Raw genomic sequence first — 16,039 nt, forward strand, 5'->3', positions numbered from 1 at the left:
GCCCCGGAACGCGTGTCCGGGTCACGCCGCAGCTCGACGGCCATCCTGATCGCTCGCTCCCGAAGCTCCTCCGGGTACTTCCTCGGTGCTCCCATAACTCTCATCCTTCCGTGGAATGAGAGCCTCCATCAGACCCGGAACGGGACAGTTGTCCGAGGAGCGGCATGCGCGAGCTGGGTGCTTGCGTTGTTTGGCTCGTGTTTGTCAGCCGCTACCGAATGTGGCCCCGAGTTCGTCGCGTGCACCTGTCCCGCGCGGATGGGCAAGCTCGGTCCCATCCGGTAGCTGTACCCGCCAGGCGGCCGCGTTGGGGATGACGCTGTGCCCGGTGAAGCGGCAGCCGGCCCCCACGGGTTGCCCCGTCGCGTCGACGTGCGGGCCGGCGTAGATGAACGCCGTGACCGCGGTGTCCACGGTGACGGTTGCGGTCACCGGCGGCCTCGACCAGGGTCGTCCGTAGGCGGGCTCGGTCGGGGTGAACCGGATGACGCTGCCGAGACCGAGGCCCAGCCGGTTTCCCGGACGGTGGACCGTCAGTGGGCACGCACGTGAGGTCCCGGCGAGCAGCGCCTGCACGTCTTGCTCGGGCAGTTCGCCGCCGACCAGAAGGTTCACGGACATCGCGGTCGTTAGCGGCGCGGGCGGCCGCGAGGTGGGCGGCGCGGCGCACGGGTCGCACGAGGGCGACGGCCCCGACCTGGTGCACCCGCTCGCCGCGAGGACGACGGACGCGGCCACTGTGAGCCAACGCCTGCGCGCTGGCGACCCCTGACTTCCCATGTGGTGCAGGGTGCCGGGAGACACCGCCAGGTGCCAGGACGTTCGATCAATCCGTGATGCGACCGTGACGGATACGTCCATCTAGTGCACGGCTAAGGTCCCTCGTGCTGAGGGAGTGCGGGTCCGATATGTGGGCGCGGGACGGCGAGCCTGACCGCACTGAGAGCGGTATGAGCGAGCGTCTGCCAGGGGTCTCGCGGGCGTAGGAGAGTGCAAGTGCGTCGGCACTCGACAACACGGCCGCCCGTACGTCATGCCGACTCGGCCCAGTCGGACCGCGGTCGCCGAGTGTGTCACCTGGCGAATGTGAGGTCCTGGCGCCACCGGCCGTTCGCGCCCGGGACGGAGTGCGATCCGTGCCCTCGAGGGGAGCGTGACGAGGTTGGGGGCAGGCAAGGGTTTTCCCTATTCCCCCGGGCGCGCGTCGTTCCTACCTTGGAAGGGAAGCACTCAGTCGGGTGCGGACAGAAAGCTTCAGGAGGGCCGTCATCTGTGGACGACGTCAAGTTCGTCCGCACCCTCGCCGGCCGCGCCGAAGGACCAGGTGTCCTGCAGCACGAGCTCCGCTTTGGCCCGCACGCACCACCACGCGAAGCACCACTCGAAACACCACATGAAATCAGTGGAAGGACCGCACCGCCATGACTGCTCCCATCCCCGCCGGCACCACGAGTGCCGGCACCGCCAGCGCACGCACCACCGGCGTTCGCACCACCGATCTCGTCGGGCTGGCACAGCGCTTCGCAGACGAAGTCATCAACGGCCGCGACCTCGACGTCGCCCTGCGCGAAATAGTCGTCGAGGACTTCGTCGAGCAGAACCCCCTGCCGGGCCAGGGACCCGGACGCGCCGGCCTGGCCGGCGTGCTGGCCGGCATGTTCGCCGGGTTCCCGGACCTGCACTGGATGCTGCAGGACACGCTCGTGCAGGACGACCGGATCATGACGCTGTCCACCTGGACCGGCACCCACCTCGGCGAGTTCGTCGGCTTCCCAGCCACCGGTCGCAGCGTGAGCGTGGAGGCCTGGACGTTGGACCGCTACCGGGACGGGCAGCTGGTCGAGAGCCGCATCATCATGGACATCGCCGGGATGCTCGGGCAGCTCGGGCTGATCCCCGGACCGAACGGCGGCTGAGCCCACGACCACGCGCATCCTCGTCTACAGCGACGTCGTGCGCCCCAACTCCCCAGCCGGGCGAGGGCTATCACGTCAACTTGTTCCCCACCAACGGGCAGGCGGTCGCGACCGGTGAGCACTACGAAACACATCGGGCGTGGTGGGAGGTCATCGAGTCCGCCCGGAAGAACGTGCGCCAGGAGGAACGGACGACCCGACGGCCAAGAAGGACTGACCCGTCGGTCGTACGAGCCGCGGGACCACGGCCGTGCTCGACGGCGGTGTCCGCGGACCCCTCGACGACCAACGTGGGTTGCGCAGTCCGACTGACCTGACCGCGCCAGATCCGGTAACCGGCCTATGTTTCGGTCGCCGCGATCCAGGCCGGGGTTATCCGGCCCTCCTCGTACTCCCACGAGCGGTCTTGGGCGCCTCGATGCAACTCCGTCACTACGGCGTCAAGCGGGGTTTTCGGCCCGACGTCGAGGGCGAGCATGCCGTACACAGACGCAACCTCCCCGGTCAGTACACCTAGCGAGGTGAAGGGCTCCAACGCGCGTGCCAGGTCGCCCGAGTGGACCGTCACGGAAACAGATCAGGCGAATGGTCACGTGATCGGATCGCTGCACGATCTCTTTGAACACCGGGTGAGAGTCGGGTTGGGATGCTTCGGCTCGCACCACGTCGCCCACCGCCAGATCGGGAACGAACCAGGGCGGGTTGTCGATGCGGTATCGATCCTCGCCGAGATGGAATGCCCACGCCCGCTCGCAGCCCACCGGCGGCCAACCGTCCTCAACCGCCAGCTCAAAGATCGCGGCGCGCCGCCGCGGGCTGCCGCGGGTCCGTACCCATCCCTGCGTCTGCACCGGGCAGGCCCCTGCCTGTGCTGTTCGGGTCGGTCGCGTCGGCCTCGAGCTCGAGCAGCGACTGGCTGGAGAGCTCCTCGAGGTAGCGGGTGCGGCCCCCGCGGACCCCGAAGAGGCGCTTGGCCACGATGAGGTAGACCACGGCGAGCACGTTGATGGCGAAGGTCAGCACGTGCGTGATGGTGGCCGAGACGAGCAGGTCGCGGATCTCGATGGGCAGGAAGAGCGACGTGGCGACGACCGTCAGGTACTCGGCCCACCGGCGGGTTAGCCAGAGACCGATCCCCTCGACGAGCTCGATCGCCGCATAAACCGTCACCCCGACCGCGATCCACGTAAGCGTCGTGTGCGAGGCGTTGACGGCCTTGTCGTAGTCGCGTACAAGCGTCGAGCGGTCGATGTCGAAACCGAGCTGCTCGGCGAGCGGGCGCGCGATGGGCAGGTCGGAGACGAAGGCCTGTCGCAGTGCGGTCTGCGCGCTAGCGAAGCGGAGGATGCCGTATGCAGCCGCGAGCAGCAGCAGCCCGCGCACGATGCGCTCGACCGCCAGCAGCCGGAGGATGATCTCCTGGCGCAGCGCCTTGCCCCGGGCCGGGACTGGCGCGTCGGCCGCCGGGCCTTGCTCGGTCGGGCTGCCGACGGCGTAGTCGCCGCAGCGCAGGCACCGCCACGCATCACCGACGGGCGTCTGCACGTGCAGACGCGCACGCAGCTGTTCCTCGGTCGGCTCGTACAGCACGTGCCCCCGGCGTCCGCACACCCGTAACTCTCGGCTCGACATGGACGGGGAGCATAACGGCGTGCGCTGGACGCGGTCTGGAGCCGACGTCCAGAAGTGTGGCGCACCCCGTCACGCCCTGCTGGACTCTGAGGGCGACGGACAGCGGCGTGCATGACCTGACATCGGTCCGGCCGCGTCACCGGCGTCACCGGCGTTACCGGCATCACCGGCGTCACCGTCGCGGTCCGCGACAATGCGTTCATGGCCGGCTCCCGAGGGTGGCGTCTGGGTGGCCGGCGAAGACCTGCGGGTCGATGACCTCGGCGGCGTGGCGGAAGGAGAAGATCGAGAAGGGCCCCCGAGGCCACTGTGGCAGCGCCCAGGGTTCGCGCATCCCGACTGCACCGGTCCTACCAGCGGCTTGATCGTGCGGTGCTGCCAGTCAGGAACTCACTGGTCGACCAGCGAGCCAACGTCGGCGATCTCCCACGCTTCAGCAATCTTGCCGCCGTCAAGGTGGCAGATAACCGCTTGGTCCAAGCGGAAGGATCGACCGCTCCCGGAGATGCCGGCGAAGTCGTGGCGGAGTGTCCCGGTGACGATGACACGTGCCATTTCCACGGTCCCCGCTGCGACAACCTCCTGCACCTCGTGGCGAAGGTCAGGCATGGCTGTCACTGCCTCGCGCCACACCTGCTTCTCCGATTCAAGGTTCTCAGTCGACAGGCCCCGCGGCGCATGGACTACGACATCATGATGCAGGAGGTCATCGAAGGCTTCAACGTCACCCGCGTCACCGGCGGCTAGCCAGCGGGCAAGAACGGACAGGGTCTGATCCACGCTTCATTGTCTGTCCAGAGTGGTGACGCGGGCCTGGGATACCGGTTAGCCGTGGCCCAACGGCACGATCGTGCTGGTAAGGGCGGATTCGGGCGCTTGGCAGTCACGTCACGGCATCGGAGTTGAAGGCGTGAGGCGTCATGACGAACGCCGAGGTGAACTCGTCCGATGCCGGCTGCGGCACATCTACTGGCAGACCGGCTCGTGACATGGCCTTGGGGAACACGTCACGGTTGAAGGTGTCCAAATGCTCTTTGGAATCCCATACCTCAGTCATGTCAAAGCCGCGGTCGGTGGGATAGGCAACGTGAAGGAGCAGCCCGTCGCCGCCGCCTTCCTCGGCGAGCACCTCCTGAACCCCTTTGTGCATGGCCCTGTATGCCTCGATTGGCGCAGGAACGTGCATCGTGTCAGTACATGGCCAACCTCTATTTCGATCCTTCGAAGAGCGCAGGGGCCGGACGTTGTCAAGGGAGATGGAATCGCGGCTTCGCGGGTACGGGAGACCTACAGCGGCGAGTCTCGCTCCCGCCAGAGTCGGGGGGACGTCGGACGGCCGCTACTGCGGTGATCCCGCCCATTGCAGCGGTTCGGTGACCACGAGAACCCAATCCGTGGGCTCCCGAGCCCACGCCACAGCGTCCGCCGCCGCCTCGTGCTCGCTCCACTCCCCGCTTGGGTCTTGTTCGCTGTGCTCGACGTGGGCGCTCCACCGATCGCCATCACCAAACCAGGTGACGTAAGCCTTCATCGCCACTGGGGCCACAGCGGGGTCCATGTGCTCATCATGGTTGAACTGACAGGTGAGGGCGCCGAGTCCTGCGCGTCCGCGCAACCCGCGGCAGTTGCGGATGTCGCGGGTGAATCTCCGCTTCTCAGCCGACCAGCACGGCGTGCATGATCGCCTGTCCTCTGGAGTCGTTCACGACGTTCGGACGATACCCAGCGGTGCCGTATGCCGTGCTGACCTGGGGCTGGCGCCTGCCGATGCCCTGCTGATGGCCATGCCGTCCAGCGAGGTCATCCCGGCAGAGTGACGCCCCAACTGGCAGGCGGGTGCGGACAATCATCCATGAGAGGCACCCGCAAGAACGTGAGCACCGTTGGCGCCCCACTGGTGCTTGCAGCGGTGGCGGCACTCAGGGCGTGCTCAGGCAGCGGGTCCGTGTCGTTACCGGCCCGTGTTGGCACAGGCCCTAGGCGGGCCCTCGTCGACTCCTCGCGAGGTGGACCCCGCCATGCCCTCGACCAGGTCATTGCCTCCGTCGAAGGAGGCAGCTCGGGCCCGGCCCCGTCCAACTCGGCACCAACGGCAACGTCCGACGCGAACTGAAGACCTGGAGGGCGTCAACCGACCACGCAGCAACGAAGAAGTCAGGCCCACCGGTCAACTTCCCTGACGCTGCTCAGAGCCCATGCGCAAACCAGAACTGCTCACCACACCAAGAAGGAGAGCGTGAATGTCATGACACCCATCGAGAGTCCGACGGCCACCGGCGAACCGCTACTGGCCTGGCTCGAGCGCCGAACATCGACGTCGCGCATCCGCGAGCTGGAGTTCGACGACCCGAAGCTGGAGTACCGCCGATTGTTCAGCGAGGTCTGGGGCACTTTCCTGCTGGTCATGGTCGCGGCCGGCGGCGGCGTCGTAGGCGCGACCGCGTTCGGCGGCGACCTGACGCTGGCCATGAAGGCCCTGGCCCCCGGGATGATGGTGATGGGCATCATCTTCTTCATGGGCACAATCTCCGGGGCTCACCTCAACCCGGCCGTCACGCTGGCATTCGCGGTCCGAGGCAACTTCCCGTGGCGTCGAGTACCCGGCTACGTCGTCGCTCAGGTCGTCGGAGCCGTGCTGGCCTCACTGTTCCTGCAGGCCATGTACGGCGGCATCATTAACGGCGCCACGGAACCCACCAAGGACGTCAGCCCCTGGGTCGCGATGCTCACCGAAGCCATCCTCACCCTCGGGCTTGTCAGCGTGATCCTCGGCACCGCCTCCGGCGCCCGCAACGTCGGCATCAACGGAGCACTCGCCGTCGGTGCCTACATCGGTCTGGTGTCGGTCTGGGGGGCCCCGGTCTCCGGCGCCTCGATGAACCCCGCCAGATCGTTCGCGCCCGAACTCGTCGCCGGCAACCTCTCCAACTACTGGATCTACCTCGTCGGCCCGATCCTCGGCGCGATGGTCGCGGTCACCTTCGAGTTCATCCTCAAGGGCAAGGCGACCAAAGCCGGCGCCGAAGCCGCACAGGGCGTCCTCGACGAGAGCCCCGGTGGCCTCTGAACGGACAGCGCCTCGGGGACGACCCTGGCGACCACTCGGGCGGTTGGCATCAACAGTCTCCAGGGCCGCGCACGCTGGCCACCCAGGGGGAACGATCCCCCTCGTTCACCGCGGGGACGACCTCATCATCTGCATCACGGATGCATCGCAGCGGGCGCTGGGCAACTTCGACCTGAGCCGAGGAGCATGCCCGCGACATACCGCGGACCGTACCGGAGCTGACAGGCGCTCATCGGCATGTAGGTGAAACACGTTCACCCGACAGACGGCGGATAGGCGGAGGTCGAGACAGCGTTTCGGACGGGGGCGACCACGCACATGTACCGAGACGGCGACGGCACCGGCGGCGAGCGGGTCCTTGGTAGTTTGTGAGGATCAGATAGCGGATAGAGGCGGCAGATGGCGACGCACTCGACACTCAGCGGCGGCGAGTCCCCTGAGCGTGGGAGGGCGGCCAGAAGAGACGTTCCGAGATCGGCCCACGGCGACTGGAGTCCCTCACCCGGTCGACCGGATCCGGTTGACGTGCTCCGTGCTCAGGCCGCGACCCGGGTGCAGGAGCTGGTGCCGATCCGCTACGGGCGGATGCTGGTGTCGCCGTTCACCTTCTACCGCGGCGCGGCGGCCATCATGGCGACCGATCTCGCAGCGACTCCGGACTCCGGCATCGTGGTTCAGGTGTGCGGCGATGCGCACATCTCGAACTTCGGGGGCTTCGCGGCTCCCGACCGCAGGCTCGTCTTCGGGCCCAACGACTTCGACGAGACGCTGCCCGGCCCGTGGGAGTGGGACGTCAAGCGGATGGCGGCGAGCGTTGAGATCGCCGGACGCGACGTCGGACTGCCGGCTGATCGCCGTCGGCGCCTGGTGAAGGCGTGCGCGCGTGAGTACCGCGAGGGGATGCGCGGGTTCGCCGACGAGAGCCATCTCGACGTCTGGTACGACCGGCTCAACGCCAGTGAGCTCGTCGATCGTTTTGGCGGGCGGCTGGGGCCGCGAGGGCGGATCCTGTTCAGTAAGACGTTCGCCAAGGGACGGCGCAAGACGAGTCTGCGCGCGGTCGACAAGCTCACTCACCGGGTGGGCGGTGAGTTGCGCTTCCGCAGCGTTCCGCCGCTGCTCGTCCCGCTGCGCGAGCTCCTCGACGCACCGCATGCCGGTGTCGAGGAGGAGTACGTCCGCGAGCTGCTGGTCGAGTACGCCGCCGGGCTCGACGAGGACCGACGGTTCCTGTTCGGCACCTACGAGTTCGTCGACATGGCGCGCAAGGTTGTCGGCGTCGGCAGCGTCGGGACGCGTGCCTGGGTGGTGTTGCTCGTCGGTCGCGGTGGTCTGGACCCGTTGGTGCTGCAGGCGAAGGAGGCTCAGCCCTCGGTGTTGGAGCCTCACCTGGGGGCGAGCACGTTCGAGAACCATGGCGAACGGGTCGTGCAGGGGCAGCGGATTTCCCACGCAGCCACCGATATTTTCCTCAGCTGGCAACGCAGTCAGGGTCTCGATGGCAAGGAGCACGACTTCTACGTGCGTCAGCTCTGGGACTGGAAGGCGTCCGCGGACCTGTCGGCGCTGCCTGAATCCGGTCTGCATGCCTACACGCGGGCCTGCGGCTGGTCGATGGCCCGCTCGCACGCCCGGTCCGGCGACCGGCTGGCGATCGCGGCCTACCTGGGCGCCGGCCCCAAGTTCGACCAGGCGATCGCCCGGTTCGCGGCAGCGTACGCCGACCAGAACGAGCGGGACTACCAGCGCCTGAAGGATGCGGTGGCCGCAGAGGAGCTGGAGGCGCAGACCGGCTTGTGAACCCGTGCGGGAGATCGAGGGACGGGGTCGGGTCCGGCAATCATCAGCCGCTCGCCCGCCCCATCAACCCGGCCGGGAATGCATCGCTGCGGACGCATGGCGGGATTCCCAGGTCCGGGTGAGATCCGTCCGGCGCAGGGGAGGGGCATGTCCGACTCACATGCCAACCAGACGAACAGGGGCCTGACGACGAACTTCGACGACTCCTGCGACGGCGCGTCTTAGTGGGCGCTACGCGGCGGAGTGACGCACGATCCGCGGCAAATCCGGTAAGGGTCTCGCGCTGATGAGCGGACGTCCGCCGTGCCAGGCGTAGTAGGTGCTCTGGTTGATCGCGCGCGCCACGTTGCGCTCGTCCATCCACGGATAGGTGCCTCGAATGTGTGCCGCGGCGGCCGCAGCATCGTCACGCGACCATGTGCCGTGCGCCGCACCCCAACGGTTCAGGACCCATTTCTCGATCGAACTGCGAGCCGCCTCGACTTCCTTGGCGAGGGCCGCACGCTCCTCGGGACTCAGCCCGGGCAGCCGTTCTGCTGCCAGTACCGCGACGTCGCGCCGCCAGTCGTCTCCGAACTCGAGCGCGGCATCGAAGAGCACGTTTCGCGCATCCTTGCCCCGCTTCCGAAGGAACCGCACGTGCACAGGTTCCCACGCGGTCCATCCTGTTGCTCTGTACACGCCGACCGGCCCGACGATCAGCGGCGTGGTCTGATGAACGTCCTGCCCGCGGCATTTCCGGACGTTGGCCGGCGGTTTCCGCTTGCTCGCCTCGGTGTCCGGTCAACCGCTGACATGGGCGGTGTTGTCGAGCCAGTGCTGCGCGAGGCCGGAGTCACCCTCGACGCGGATGTGGGCCGCGTGGTCGGCGAGAGGAAGTCGTCGGGTCAAGGCCAGCAGCAGTGATCTTGCTGGGCCGCTCATGGTGACGTCGGCCTGTTGCGCTCTGTGCTGCCACTTCGCCCCGTCTGCCTGCCGTTCGATGAACCATGCGCCATCATCAGCGATGTCGGTGGCGGCCCACTGCAGGGTCTGCCCGGTGCCCCGGATGGCGTGAGCGGATTGCGGCCGCTGCATCTCCCACGTGGGAGACGTGAGCATCGCGAGGTGGTTGCTGATGAGCATGGCTGCGATGTCGGCGTCGATGTCGAGCGGCCGACCCGCGGTGTTGGCGGCGTCGAAGCCGTGAACGACTGCCTCGTTGAGGACGCTGACCAGCCAGAACCAGGTCCCGGACCGCTTGTCACCCGCGGGGTTGAACACCGGCGCATCGAGCGCGTCATCAGAGCATGCGCTTACGATGCGCCGCGCGGACGCCGACAGCCACGTTTGCCAGTCCTCGGAGTTCGTGGGCGCCTCGACGAACTCGGTCGGCAACTGCGTAGGGTGCGTGATGCGCCGCTCGATGATCTCCGCGACCCAGTGCTGGGTCTGGCCCACGTGCGCAACCAGATCGGCAGTTGTCCACCCTGGGGCGGTGGGAACGCTAGCGGCGGGTCCGGCCGCTACGGCTGATTCCGCCAGACGCAGGGTGTGTTCGAGGATGCCTTGCCGTACGCGTTCCGCGTTCAACTTCGTCATTGACTTCGGGCTCCCTTACGACCGCACAAGTTGTCCGGCGAGCGTAGTCGCCCGCGGAGCGGCATGTGCGGACGCCGGATCGGTCTCGGGTCGAGGCGCACGACGCGAGGTCAAGTCCGGATCGGTGGTGTACGACGGTGATCCGTTGAGGTCGTTCGTTTAGGCGGTGATCGTGGCGGCGATCAGATCGTTCGGTACCTCCTCGGGCTTGTCGTCGGCGGAGCGCTCGGTGAGGACGGCTCGGGCGTTCTTCAACGCTTCCAGGCCGAGGTAGCGGCGCTGTTCGGCCCACTCGTCGTGCTGCTCGGCCAGCACCGCTCCGACGAGGCGGATGACGGCCTCGCGGTTCGGGAAGATGCCCACGACGTCGGTGCGCCGGCGGATCTCGCGGTTGAGCCGCTCGTTCGGGTTGTTGGACCAGATCTGGCGCCAGATCTCCTTCGGGAACACGGTGAAGGCGAGGATGTCCGCCCGGGCCAGCTCGAGGTGCTCAGCCACCGTCGGGAGCTTCTCGTACAGTCCCTCCAAGACCCGGTCGAACTGGCCGTTCACGGCCTCGGCGTCGGGCTGGTCGTACACGCTGTGCAGCAGCGCCTTGACCCACCCCCACTGCGACTTCGGCGTCGCGGCCATGAGGTTCGCGGCGTAGTGGGTGCGACACCGCTGCCAGGACGCGTTCGGCAGGGTCGCCCCTATAGCCTCGACCAGGCCGGCGTGCGCGTCGGAGGTCACCAGTGCCACATCCTTGAGCCCGCGGGCAGTCAGGTCCCGGAAGAAGCCGAGCCAGCCGGCGCTCGATTCGGTTGTGGTGGTGTGGATCCCGAGGACTTCCCGGTAGCCGTCAGCGTTGACGCCGGTGGCGACCATCCCTCGTCAACTCTGGGACCTTCACGACCCGGCCCGCTTCGCGGACCTTCATCGTCAACGCGTCCGCCGCGACGAACGTGTATGGCCCCTCGTGCAGCGGCCGGGTGCGGAATGCGGCGACCTGCTCGTCGAGGTCCTTGGCCATGACCGACACCTGCGACTTGGACAGTCCGGTGATCCCCAGCGTGCGGACGAGCTTGTCCATCCGCCGGGTGGACACCCCCAGCAGGTAGCAGGTCGCCACGACCGTCGTGAGCGCCGCCTCGGCGCGGCGGTGTCGCTCGAGGAGCCAGTCCGGGAAGAAGGTCCCTTCGCGCAGCTTCGGGACCGCGACGTCGATGGTGCCGGCGCGGGTGTCCAGGTCGCGGTGGCGGTAGCCGTTGCGACGGTTGGTGCGCTCGTCGCTGCGGACCCCGTACTCGGCGCCGCACACGCTGTCGGCCTGCGCGGACAGCAAGGCGTTGATGAACGTGCCGAGCAGCTCACGCATCAGGTCGGGACTGGCCTGGGCCAGCTGCTCGTGAAGAAAGGCGGCAGGGTCGATACTGGTCTTCGCGGTCATCGCGATGCTCCATTCGAGGGTGCTGTGAGAGGTTCACTCGAAGGATCACGCGGTGACCGCACCTGCATGTGCAGGGACACGCTCACCGGTGTCGTCGTACACCAACGCTATGGACTCAACTCGACGCGAAGCGACGTGCGGCATGGTCCTCGTCCGTAGCGCCTGGGCCTCATGGGGGTGCGGCGGTGTGCCCCGCCTCCCCACCCGCCGTCGACACCCGGTAACGCTTTCATGAGCGCGTGCCCGGTGTGTGCTGCGTCGGCGGGTCGGCGAAGGTCAGTGCCACCGATCGGAGAGTTCCCCCACTGCCTCCCCTCAGGGCGATGCCGCGCCTAATAGTCGCCCTGGATCTGCGGACACACGTTGATCGCCCCGCGCCAGGTGGGTCTCTAGGCGGCGCCCGACTCGGGACCTTCGTCCCTAGGCCCCCGCAGTGTCGCCCGGAAGACTAGAGCACCAGCCGGATCAGCCGAGCCAGAGGTTCTGCCTCGCACCTGCCCAGCCGTGTGGCCTCTGGTGCTCGGTCACTACACCGGGAACCAACCCGACATGCCACCAAGCGGAGAACCAGATGTCTCACGAATCCGACCGCCAGACCTTTCTCGACTGGCTTGACCAGCCCGAGTCGTTCCCTACCAGGCTCGCCAAAGACGAGTCGTCCACGATCGAGGAACTACTCGAGTGCGACGACACCCTGCCTGGGCTCTACTGCTCACAGCTCGGCCTGCCTCAGGGCTCGAGCTACGCCGAAGCAGCGCGTGGCTTCGCCCGACAGTATCGGCTCCGCAGCGCGGCGCCCGCTCGACGGGGGGCCAGCACCTTCTAAGGAGTGCTGGCTCAGCATCGAGGTTCGGGATGGGGAAGTCCCCGCGGGCGTGTGGCGGACCGGCCGCGGTGACGCCTTGACCGAGACAGCTCTGACCAGCGGCGGGACGGAATGGAAGTGGCACACCCCCACGTGGGGCGTCGTTCTCGAGGTCGCGTTCCGGGACGAAGGCGCGCGCGCCGCATTCCCGGCCCTTCTGGCCGTGCGTGCCGCGCTCGACGCCGTCCCGGATCCAATCCGCGGCCTCTACGTCTACCCCGGTCGCGGCGGTGGCTCGGCGTTTCGGTTACGTGTGCCGCGCCGGCCGGCTCCGAACGCCGGTGCGGCAGCGGTTGAAGAGCCGACGGCGCAGTTCCTGGAGCTCACTGCGAAGACTGCTTCCGACTGGCGCGGGACGACGACTGCGTGCGCCCACTGGTTGAGCGCTCGGCGGTGCGGTCGGTCGCCGGGTGGCGTCAGGGGGAGGAGCCGTGGAGTTGAGACCGAGCCTGCGGAGCATAGTTCCGTCGGCGTCCCGCCTGACGCAGCAACATCCGGGCGGCACGTTAAATCCGCCTGCCGCCATTCGACGGGTGACGGAAGCACCATCACCAACTGTGAAGGAGAAACGCCAATGCGCACCCTGATGTCCACCTCCTTCGTCTCGCTCGACGGCAAGCTCGACCCCACCGGCGGCGACCCAGGGCTGCACGACACCCAGTGGACCTTCAAGACCGTCGACTTCCTGCCGGAGGCCTCTGAGCTCAAGGGCCGCGAACAAGAGGAGGCGGGCGCCCTGCTGCTGGGGCGCAGGACCTACCAGCTGTTCGCGCCGGTGTGGCCCGGCATGGCGGAGTTCGCCCGCTACAAGACCCTGCCCAAATACGTCGTCTCCACCACCCTCGAGGAGGACGACCTCATCGACGACTGGGGCGAGACGACAATCCTCCGGTCGGTCGACGACGTCGCCACACTCAAGGAGAGCGACGGTGACCCGCTGCTCGTGCACGGGAGCGCCACCCTCAACCGCGCGCTGCAGGAGGCCGGCCTGATCGACCGCTACCACCTGCTGGTGTTCCCGGTGCTGCTCGGCGCGGGCAAGTCACTGTTCAGCGACGCCGACATCGTCCCCCAACGACTACGCGTCCTGGAGCACCAGCTCTACGCCAACGGCATTCAGAAGCAGGTCCTCGACGTTCTCCGCTGAGCGTCCCAAGACCGTGCGCACGCGCACGGGTGAAGCTCGGTCGCTCACCAGACCGGGATTGCAGGGGGTGCCGCACGCGCATGATCGGATGCGCCCCGACATCGACGGACAATGAGCGGGTGCCACGGGCCAAGACGTCACAGCTATTCACCGTTCAGGGGGACGCGACCGACAGCGAGGTCGCCTCCGTGTGCCGGGCCGCGCGGCGTGCGCTGTGGGAAGACTTGGCGTGGTTGGAGGTCGACCTGGCGGGCTTGGACGACGATCTTGACTGCGCCGAAGCCGTGGCGGCTCTATACCCGCTGCGTAAGCGACACTGGCTGAGCAAGCAGCTGCACTCCGTCGCTCATCTCGTGCCGGGCCGAGACGACGACAAGCGCTCTGCCGTGATGCCGCTGCTATCACGCACCATCTACTCGGCGGGCCTTTCGCGTCATGACGGCCACATGGTCTTCAACGCGGACGACCGTGGAACGTCGTGCGTTTTCGAGTTGACGGCCGAACAGCTCGCGAGGCTGCAGGGCTCGCTTCTGGCCGAAGGCAAACGCGTCGACGTGCTGATCCCCTGGCGCAGCCGCTGACATAGTGGACGCCCGATCGGCGGCATGTCCGGTAAACGCCTCACGCCGATGACAGCACGTCTGGGTCGCCTCGACGGCGGAGGTCAGGCCGCCGGCGTCTCGGGTATTGACGACGCCCGCACGGTCCCCAAGAAATGCTTCGCCTCTAGGTCTGAACGTGAGCAGTGCTCCGCGCCGCGCGAAACCACGAACACTGGCGCGGAGGAACTGCTCGAGTCGGGCTGCGAGGTTACGAGAGAGTCTTACTGGTCGGTGGGTCCGTGGGGGCTTTCTGCCACGGCCAGCGGCCGGTGATCTCGAGCTCGAGGGAGAAGCTGAGAAAGGTGCGGATCAGCACGATGAGCGCCAGGACGAGGACGCTGGACAGTGTCGGGGTCACGGCGACGGTGCGAATGATGTCGGCAGCCACGAGCAGTTCGAGGCCCAGCAGGATCGTGCGTCCCAGTTGTTGGCGGAACTGCCGGTAGGTGCCTGGCTGCTGTCCGCGGGCACTCTGGGCCGCTCGCACTGCTGCGACGACGGCGCCGATGACCAGAACGACGACCCCGGCCGTGTCCATGCCCTTGCCGGCTAGCTCGACGGCCTCGCTGAAGTCCACGTCGTTCCTTCCCGTTCATCGGTGTCTCCCACTGCAGGTACCCCGCCGGAGACTGCGAGGCAAGAGGATCCGAGGACGCACGACTACAGTGGCAGCCCCAGGAGATCAACGGCAGGCGGGACACGCAGTTGGGCATCAACGCCGGTCTGCCGTCTTCATCCTCGACGATCCCTCCGGTGACTCGTGGTGCATGAAGTCGGCCAGCCTCATCGTCGACCCAGACCAGACGCTCGGGAGCATCGAGCGACTCGGCGACCGTCTGCGGCCCGCCCCCGACTGGTCGTTCCGGACCCTGGAACTAAAGGAGGATCTGACCCTCACGCCGGACGGCGGGCAGTCAGGGTCACTCAGGACGAGCTAGGAACACCTACGACCGCGTCGGGGGACCGTTCAGCAACTACAAGCCCTGAGTCCAGGACGGCATCTGAACAGACCCTTGGCTGGACTATCACGGCCGACCGCGTGCGCTGCTGGAGGTCGGTGTAGGCAGGTCTGAGGTCACCGCTCCAACCTGTCTGGGTGGCCCCGTTTCGACCGTCGCTATGCCCTCATTTTGCACAGCTGTCAACGGGACTACGTGTGGTCCGTTCGGAGTCTGCCGACCTGAGCGGGGGCTACCGCACATCGGCACGACCGCCCGTCGACACCACCGATCCGCGGCATGAGCGTGGTTACGTACCTAGGCTGCAACGGTGACGGACGTGATTGTGCGGGGTACAGCGTTGCGCTGGGAGTCTGACGACTTTCCGGGCTGGATCGAGGTCGCCGTAGCGGACTCAGCCGGTCGGACTCACTACGTCATCGGCAAGGTGCCCGTCCTGACGAGTCGAGACATCACCGCGGCGTCGACGTTCCCCAATGAGCTCTGGCTCCGTGCCAGGTACAAGCGCATGGATGGTTATGACGTCATCGTGAGTTTCGACGAGGGCGTCGAGACGATTGAGGGCCTCGATGAACTGGCTATCGCCGCCGATGAGGTCCGCTGGCTGTGACAGATGCGGCCTGACGGCGGCATGGGCGGACGTCGGACACGACGCCTAGTTCTTGGCGTCGGCGCCGCTTTGGATGAGATGCACCTGGCGCCCGGTGCTGGCGTCCACCAGGACCCTGTCGCCCATCGGTTTGCTGAGACGCACCACCACCAGATCGCTGCACCCCGGCGAGGCATCGTCCGGCGGCGGGATGGCGCTCAGTGTCACCCGCACCTCCTTGGCCGATTCGAAAACGCGTGAGTCGTGGGGCTGTCGCTGGCATGCGTCGACGGACAGAGTGATCGTTGTCGAGTCGACCGTCGTCACGAGTCCTTCATGGAATGGCACGGCCGTGGCGGGCGCCCGCGCCGCACAGGCCGTCAGGACATACGCGAGGAGCAGCAGCTCGGTGCCCAAGCGGAGTCGGTGCAGGGGGCCTCGGGTCACGATGG

General features: G+C 67.4%; 17 protein-coding genes and 1 pseudogene. 7 read left to right on the forward strand and 11 right to left on the reverse strand.

Going from position 1 to position 16,039, the window contains the following annotated elements:
• Positions 1–204: 204 nt before the first annotated feature.
• Positions 205–615: a hypothetical protein gene (locus AC1DIW_RS09585; protein ID WP_478107762.1), complete on the reverse strand. Its 411-nt coding sequence runs from the start codon at positions 613–615 to the stop codon at positions 205–207.
• A gap of 806 nt (positions 616–1,421) precedes the next feature.
• Here AC1DIW_RS09585 and AC1DIW_RS09590 point away from each other — a divergent pair.
• Positions 1,422–1,916, forward strand: coding sequence for an ester cyclase (locus AC1DIW_RS09590; RefSeq protein WP_478107763.1), 495 nt, complete (start codon positions 1,422–1,424; stop codon positions 1,914–1,916).
• Between the two features lie 440 nt (positions 1,917–2,356).
• On the opposite strand, the gene AC1DIW_RS09595 is transcribed toward AC1DIW_RS09590, so the two are convergent.
• The 5 genes from AC1DIW_RS09595 to AC1DIW_RS09615 all read right to left on the reverse strand — a co-directional run bounded on the left by AC1DIW_RS09595 (position 2,357) and on the right by AC1DIW_RS09615 (position 4,734).
• A complete protein-coding gene (locus AC1DIW_RS09595; RefSeq protein WP_478107765.1) occupies positions 2,357–2,767 on the reverse strand; it encodes a DUF4265 domain-containing protein in 411 nt (136 codons plus the stop codon).
• Positions 2,706–3,548, reverse strand: a complete 843-nt coding sequence (locus AC1DIW_RS09600) for a DUF2127 domain-containing protein (protein ID WP_442281316.1) — start codon at positions 3,546–3,548, stop codon at positions 2,706–2,708. Before AC1DIW_RS09600 ends, AC1DIW_RS09595 begins: the two co-directional genes overlap by 62 nt.
• Positions 3,549–3,747: 199 nt before the next feature.
• Positions 3,748–3,882, reverse strand: a complete 135-nt coding sequence (locus AC1DIW_RS09605; protein ID WP_478107767.1) for a hypothetical protein — start codon at positions 3,880–3,882, stop codon at positions 3,748–3,750.
• Between the two features lie 56 nt (positions 3,883–3,938).
• On the reverse strand, positions 3,939–4,328 hold the full coding sequence (locus tag AC1DIW_RS09610; RefSeq protein WP_478107769.1) for an ester cyclase: 390 nt from the start codon (positions 4,326–4,328) through the stop codon (positions 3,939–3,941).
• A 103-nt stretch (positions 4,329–4,431) separates the two neighbouring features.
• A complete protein-coding gene (locus AC1DIW_RS09615) occupies positions 4,432–4,734 on the reverse strand; it encodes a hypothetical protein (RefSeq protein WP_478107770.1) in 303 nt (100 codons plus the stop codon).
• Positions 4,735–5,793: 1,059 nt separating this feature from the next.
• Between AC1DIW_RS09615 and AC1DIW_RS09620 the strand changes: the two genes are divergently transcribed.
• Positions 5,794–6,615: an MIP/aquaporin family protein gene (locus AC1DIW_RS09620; protein ID WP_442281321.1), complete on the forward strand. Its 822-nt coding sequence runs from the start codon at positions 5,794–5,796 to the stop codon at positions 6,613–6,615.
• A 399-nt stretch (positions 6,616–7,014) separates the two neighbouring features.
• The gene (locus tag AC1DIW_RS09625) at positions 7,015–8,415 is read left to right on the forward strand and encodes a DUF2252 domain-containing protein (RefSeq protein WP_478107773.1); all 1,401 of its coding nucleotides are present in this window, start codon (positions 7,015–7,017) and stop codon (positions 8,413–8,415) included.
• Positions 8,416–8,646: 231 nt separating this feature from the next.
• On the opposite strand, the gene AC1DIW_RS09630 is transcribed toward AC1DIW_RS09625, so the two are convergent.
• From AC1DIW_RS09630 to AC1DIW_RS09640, 3 genes and pseudogenes are all read right to left on the reverse strand, one after another.
• On the reverse strand, positions 8,647–9,015 hold the full coding sequence (locus AC1DIW_RS09630) for a hypothetical protein (protein ID WP_478107775.1): 369 nt from the start codon (positions 9,013–9,015) through the stop codon (positions 8,647–8,649).
• A gap of 183 nt (positions 9,016–9,198) precedes the next feature.
• Entirely contained in the window at positions 9,199–9,996 is a 798-nt protein-coding gene (locus tag AC1DIW_RS09635; RefSeq protein WP_478107777.1) for a maleylpyruvate isomerase family mycothiol-dependent enzyme, read from the reverse strand.
• Between the two features lie 159 nt (positions 9,997–10,155).
• A pseudogene (locus tag AC1DIW_RS09640) lies at positions 10,156–11,425 on the reverse strand (IS256 family transposase).
• Between the two features lie 1,439 nt (positions 11,426–12,864).
• On the opposite strand from AC1DIW_RS09640, the gene AC1DIW_RS09645 reads away from it, so the two are divergent.
• A complete protein-coding gene (locus AC1DIW_RS09645) occupies positions 12,865–13,437 on the forward strand; it encodes a dihydrofolate reductase family protein (RefSeq protein WP_478107779.1) in 573 nt (190 codons plus the stop codon).
• Positions 13,438–13,556: 119 nt separating this feature from the next.
• Positions 13,557–14,018: a hypothetical protein gene (locus tag AC1DIW_RS09650; protein ID WP_442281326.1), complete on the forward strand. Its 462-nt coding sequence runs from the start codon at positions 13,557–13,559 to the stop codon at positions 14,016–14,018.
• A 229-nt stretch (positions 14,019–14,247) separates the two neighbouring features.
• Here the strand turns inward: AC1DIW_RS09650 and AC1DIW_RS09655 are convergent, their stop codons facing one another.
• On the reverse strand, positions 14,248–14,616 hold the full coding sequence (locus AC1DIW_RS09655) for a DUF1622 domain-containing protein (RefSeq protein ID WP_442281327.1): 369 nt from the start codon (positions 14,614–14,616) through the stop codon (positions 14,248–14,250).
• A gap of 190 nt (positions 14,617–14,806) precedes the next feature.
• Here AC1DIW_RS09655 and AC1DIW_RS09660 point away from each other — a divergent pair, with 190 nt between their 5' ends.
• Positions 14,807–14,977 (forward strand): hypothetical protein, encoded by a 171-nt coding sequence (locus tag AC1DIW_RS09660; RefSeq protein ID WP_478107781.1) that lies wholly within the window; start codon positions 14,807–14,809, stop codon positions 14,975–14,977.
• A 331-nt stretch (positions 14,978–15,308) separates the two neighbouring features.
• Positions 15,309–15,608 carry a hypothetical protein gene (locus AC1DIW_RS09665; RefSeq protein WP_442281328.1) on the forward strand — a complete coding sequence of 100 codons (300 nt, stop codon included), beginning with the start codon at positions 15,309–15,311 and terminating at the stop codon, positions 15,606–15,608.
• 45 nt (positions 15,609–15,653) lie between these two features.
• Here the strand turns inward: AC1DIW_RS09665 and AC1DIW_RS09670 are convergent, their stop codons facing one another.
• Entirely contained in the window at positions 15,654–16,004 is a 351-nt protein-coding gene (locus AC1DIW_RS09670) for a hypothetical protein (RefSeq protein WP_442281329.1), read from the reverse strand.
• Positions 16,005–16,039: the final 35 nt, after the last annotated feature.

Source organism: Terrabacter sp. 01T434 (genome assembly GCF_056398545.1).

Bases quoted from the DNA above. Each gene is read 5' to 3' on its own strand.
- AC1DIW_RS09590 (WP_478107763.1), top strand. From the start codon at position 1,422: ATGACTGCTCCCATCCCCGCCGGCACCACGAGTGCCGGCACCGCCAGC.
- AC1DIW_RS09600 (WP_442281316.1), bottom strand. From the start codon at position 3,548: ATGTCGAGCCGAGAGTTACGGGTGTGCGGACGCCGGGGGCACGTGCTG.
- AC1DIW_RS09605 (WP_478107767.1), bottom strand. From the start codon at position 3,882: ATGCGCGAACCCTGGGCGCTGCCACAGTGGCCTCGGGGGCCCTTCTCG.
- AC1DIW_RS09615 (WP_478107770.1), bottom strand. From the start codon at position 4,734: ATGCACGTTCCTGCGCCAATCGAGGCATACAGGGCCATGCACAAAGGG.
- AC1DIW_RS09620 (WP_442281321.1), top strand. From the start codon at position 5,794: ATGACACCCATCGAGAGTCCGACGGCCACCGGCGAACCGCTACTGGCC.
- AC1DIW_RS09625 (WP_478107773.1), top strand. From the start codon at position 7,015: ATGGCGACGCACTCGACACTCAGCGGCGGCGAGTCCCCTGAGCGTGGG.
- AC1DIW_RS09635 (WP_478107777.1), bottom strand. From the start codon at position 9,996: ATGACGAAGTTGAACGCGGAACGCGTACGGCAAGGCATCCTCGAACAC.
- AC1DIW_RS09645 (WP_478107779.1), top strand. From the start codon at position 12,865: ATGCGCACCCTGATGTCCACCTCCTTCGTCTCGCTCGACGGCAAGCTC.
- AC1DIW_RS09660 (WP_478107781.1), top strand. From the start codon at position 14,807: ATGAAGTCGGCCAGCCTCATCGTCGACCCAGACCAGACGCTCGGGAGC.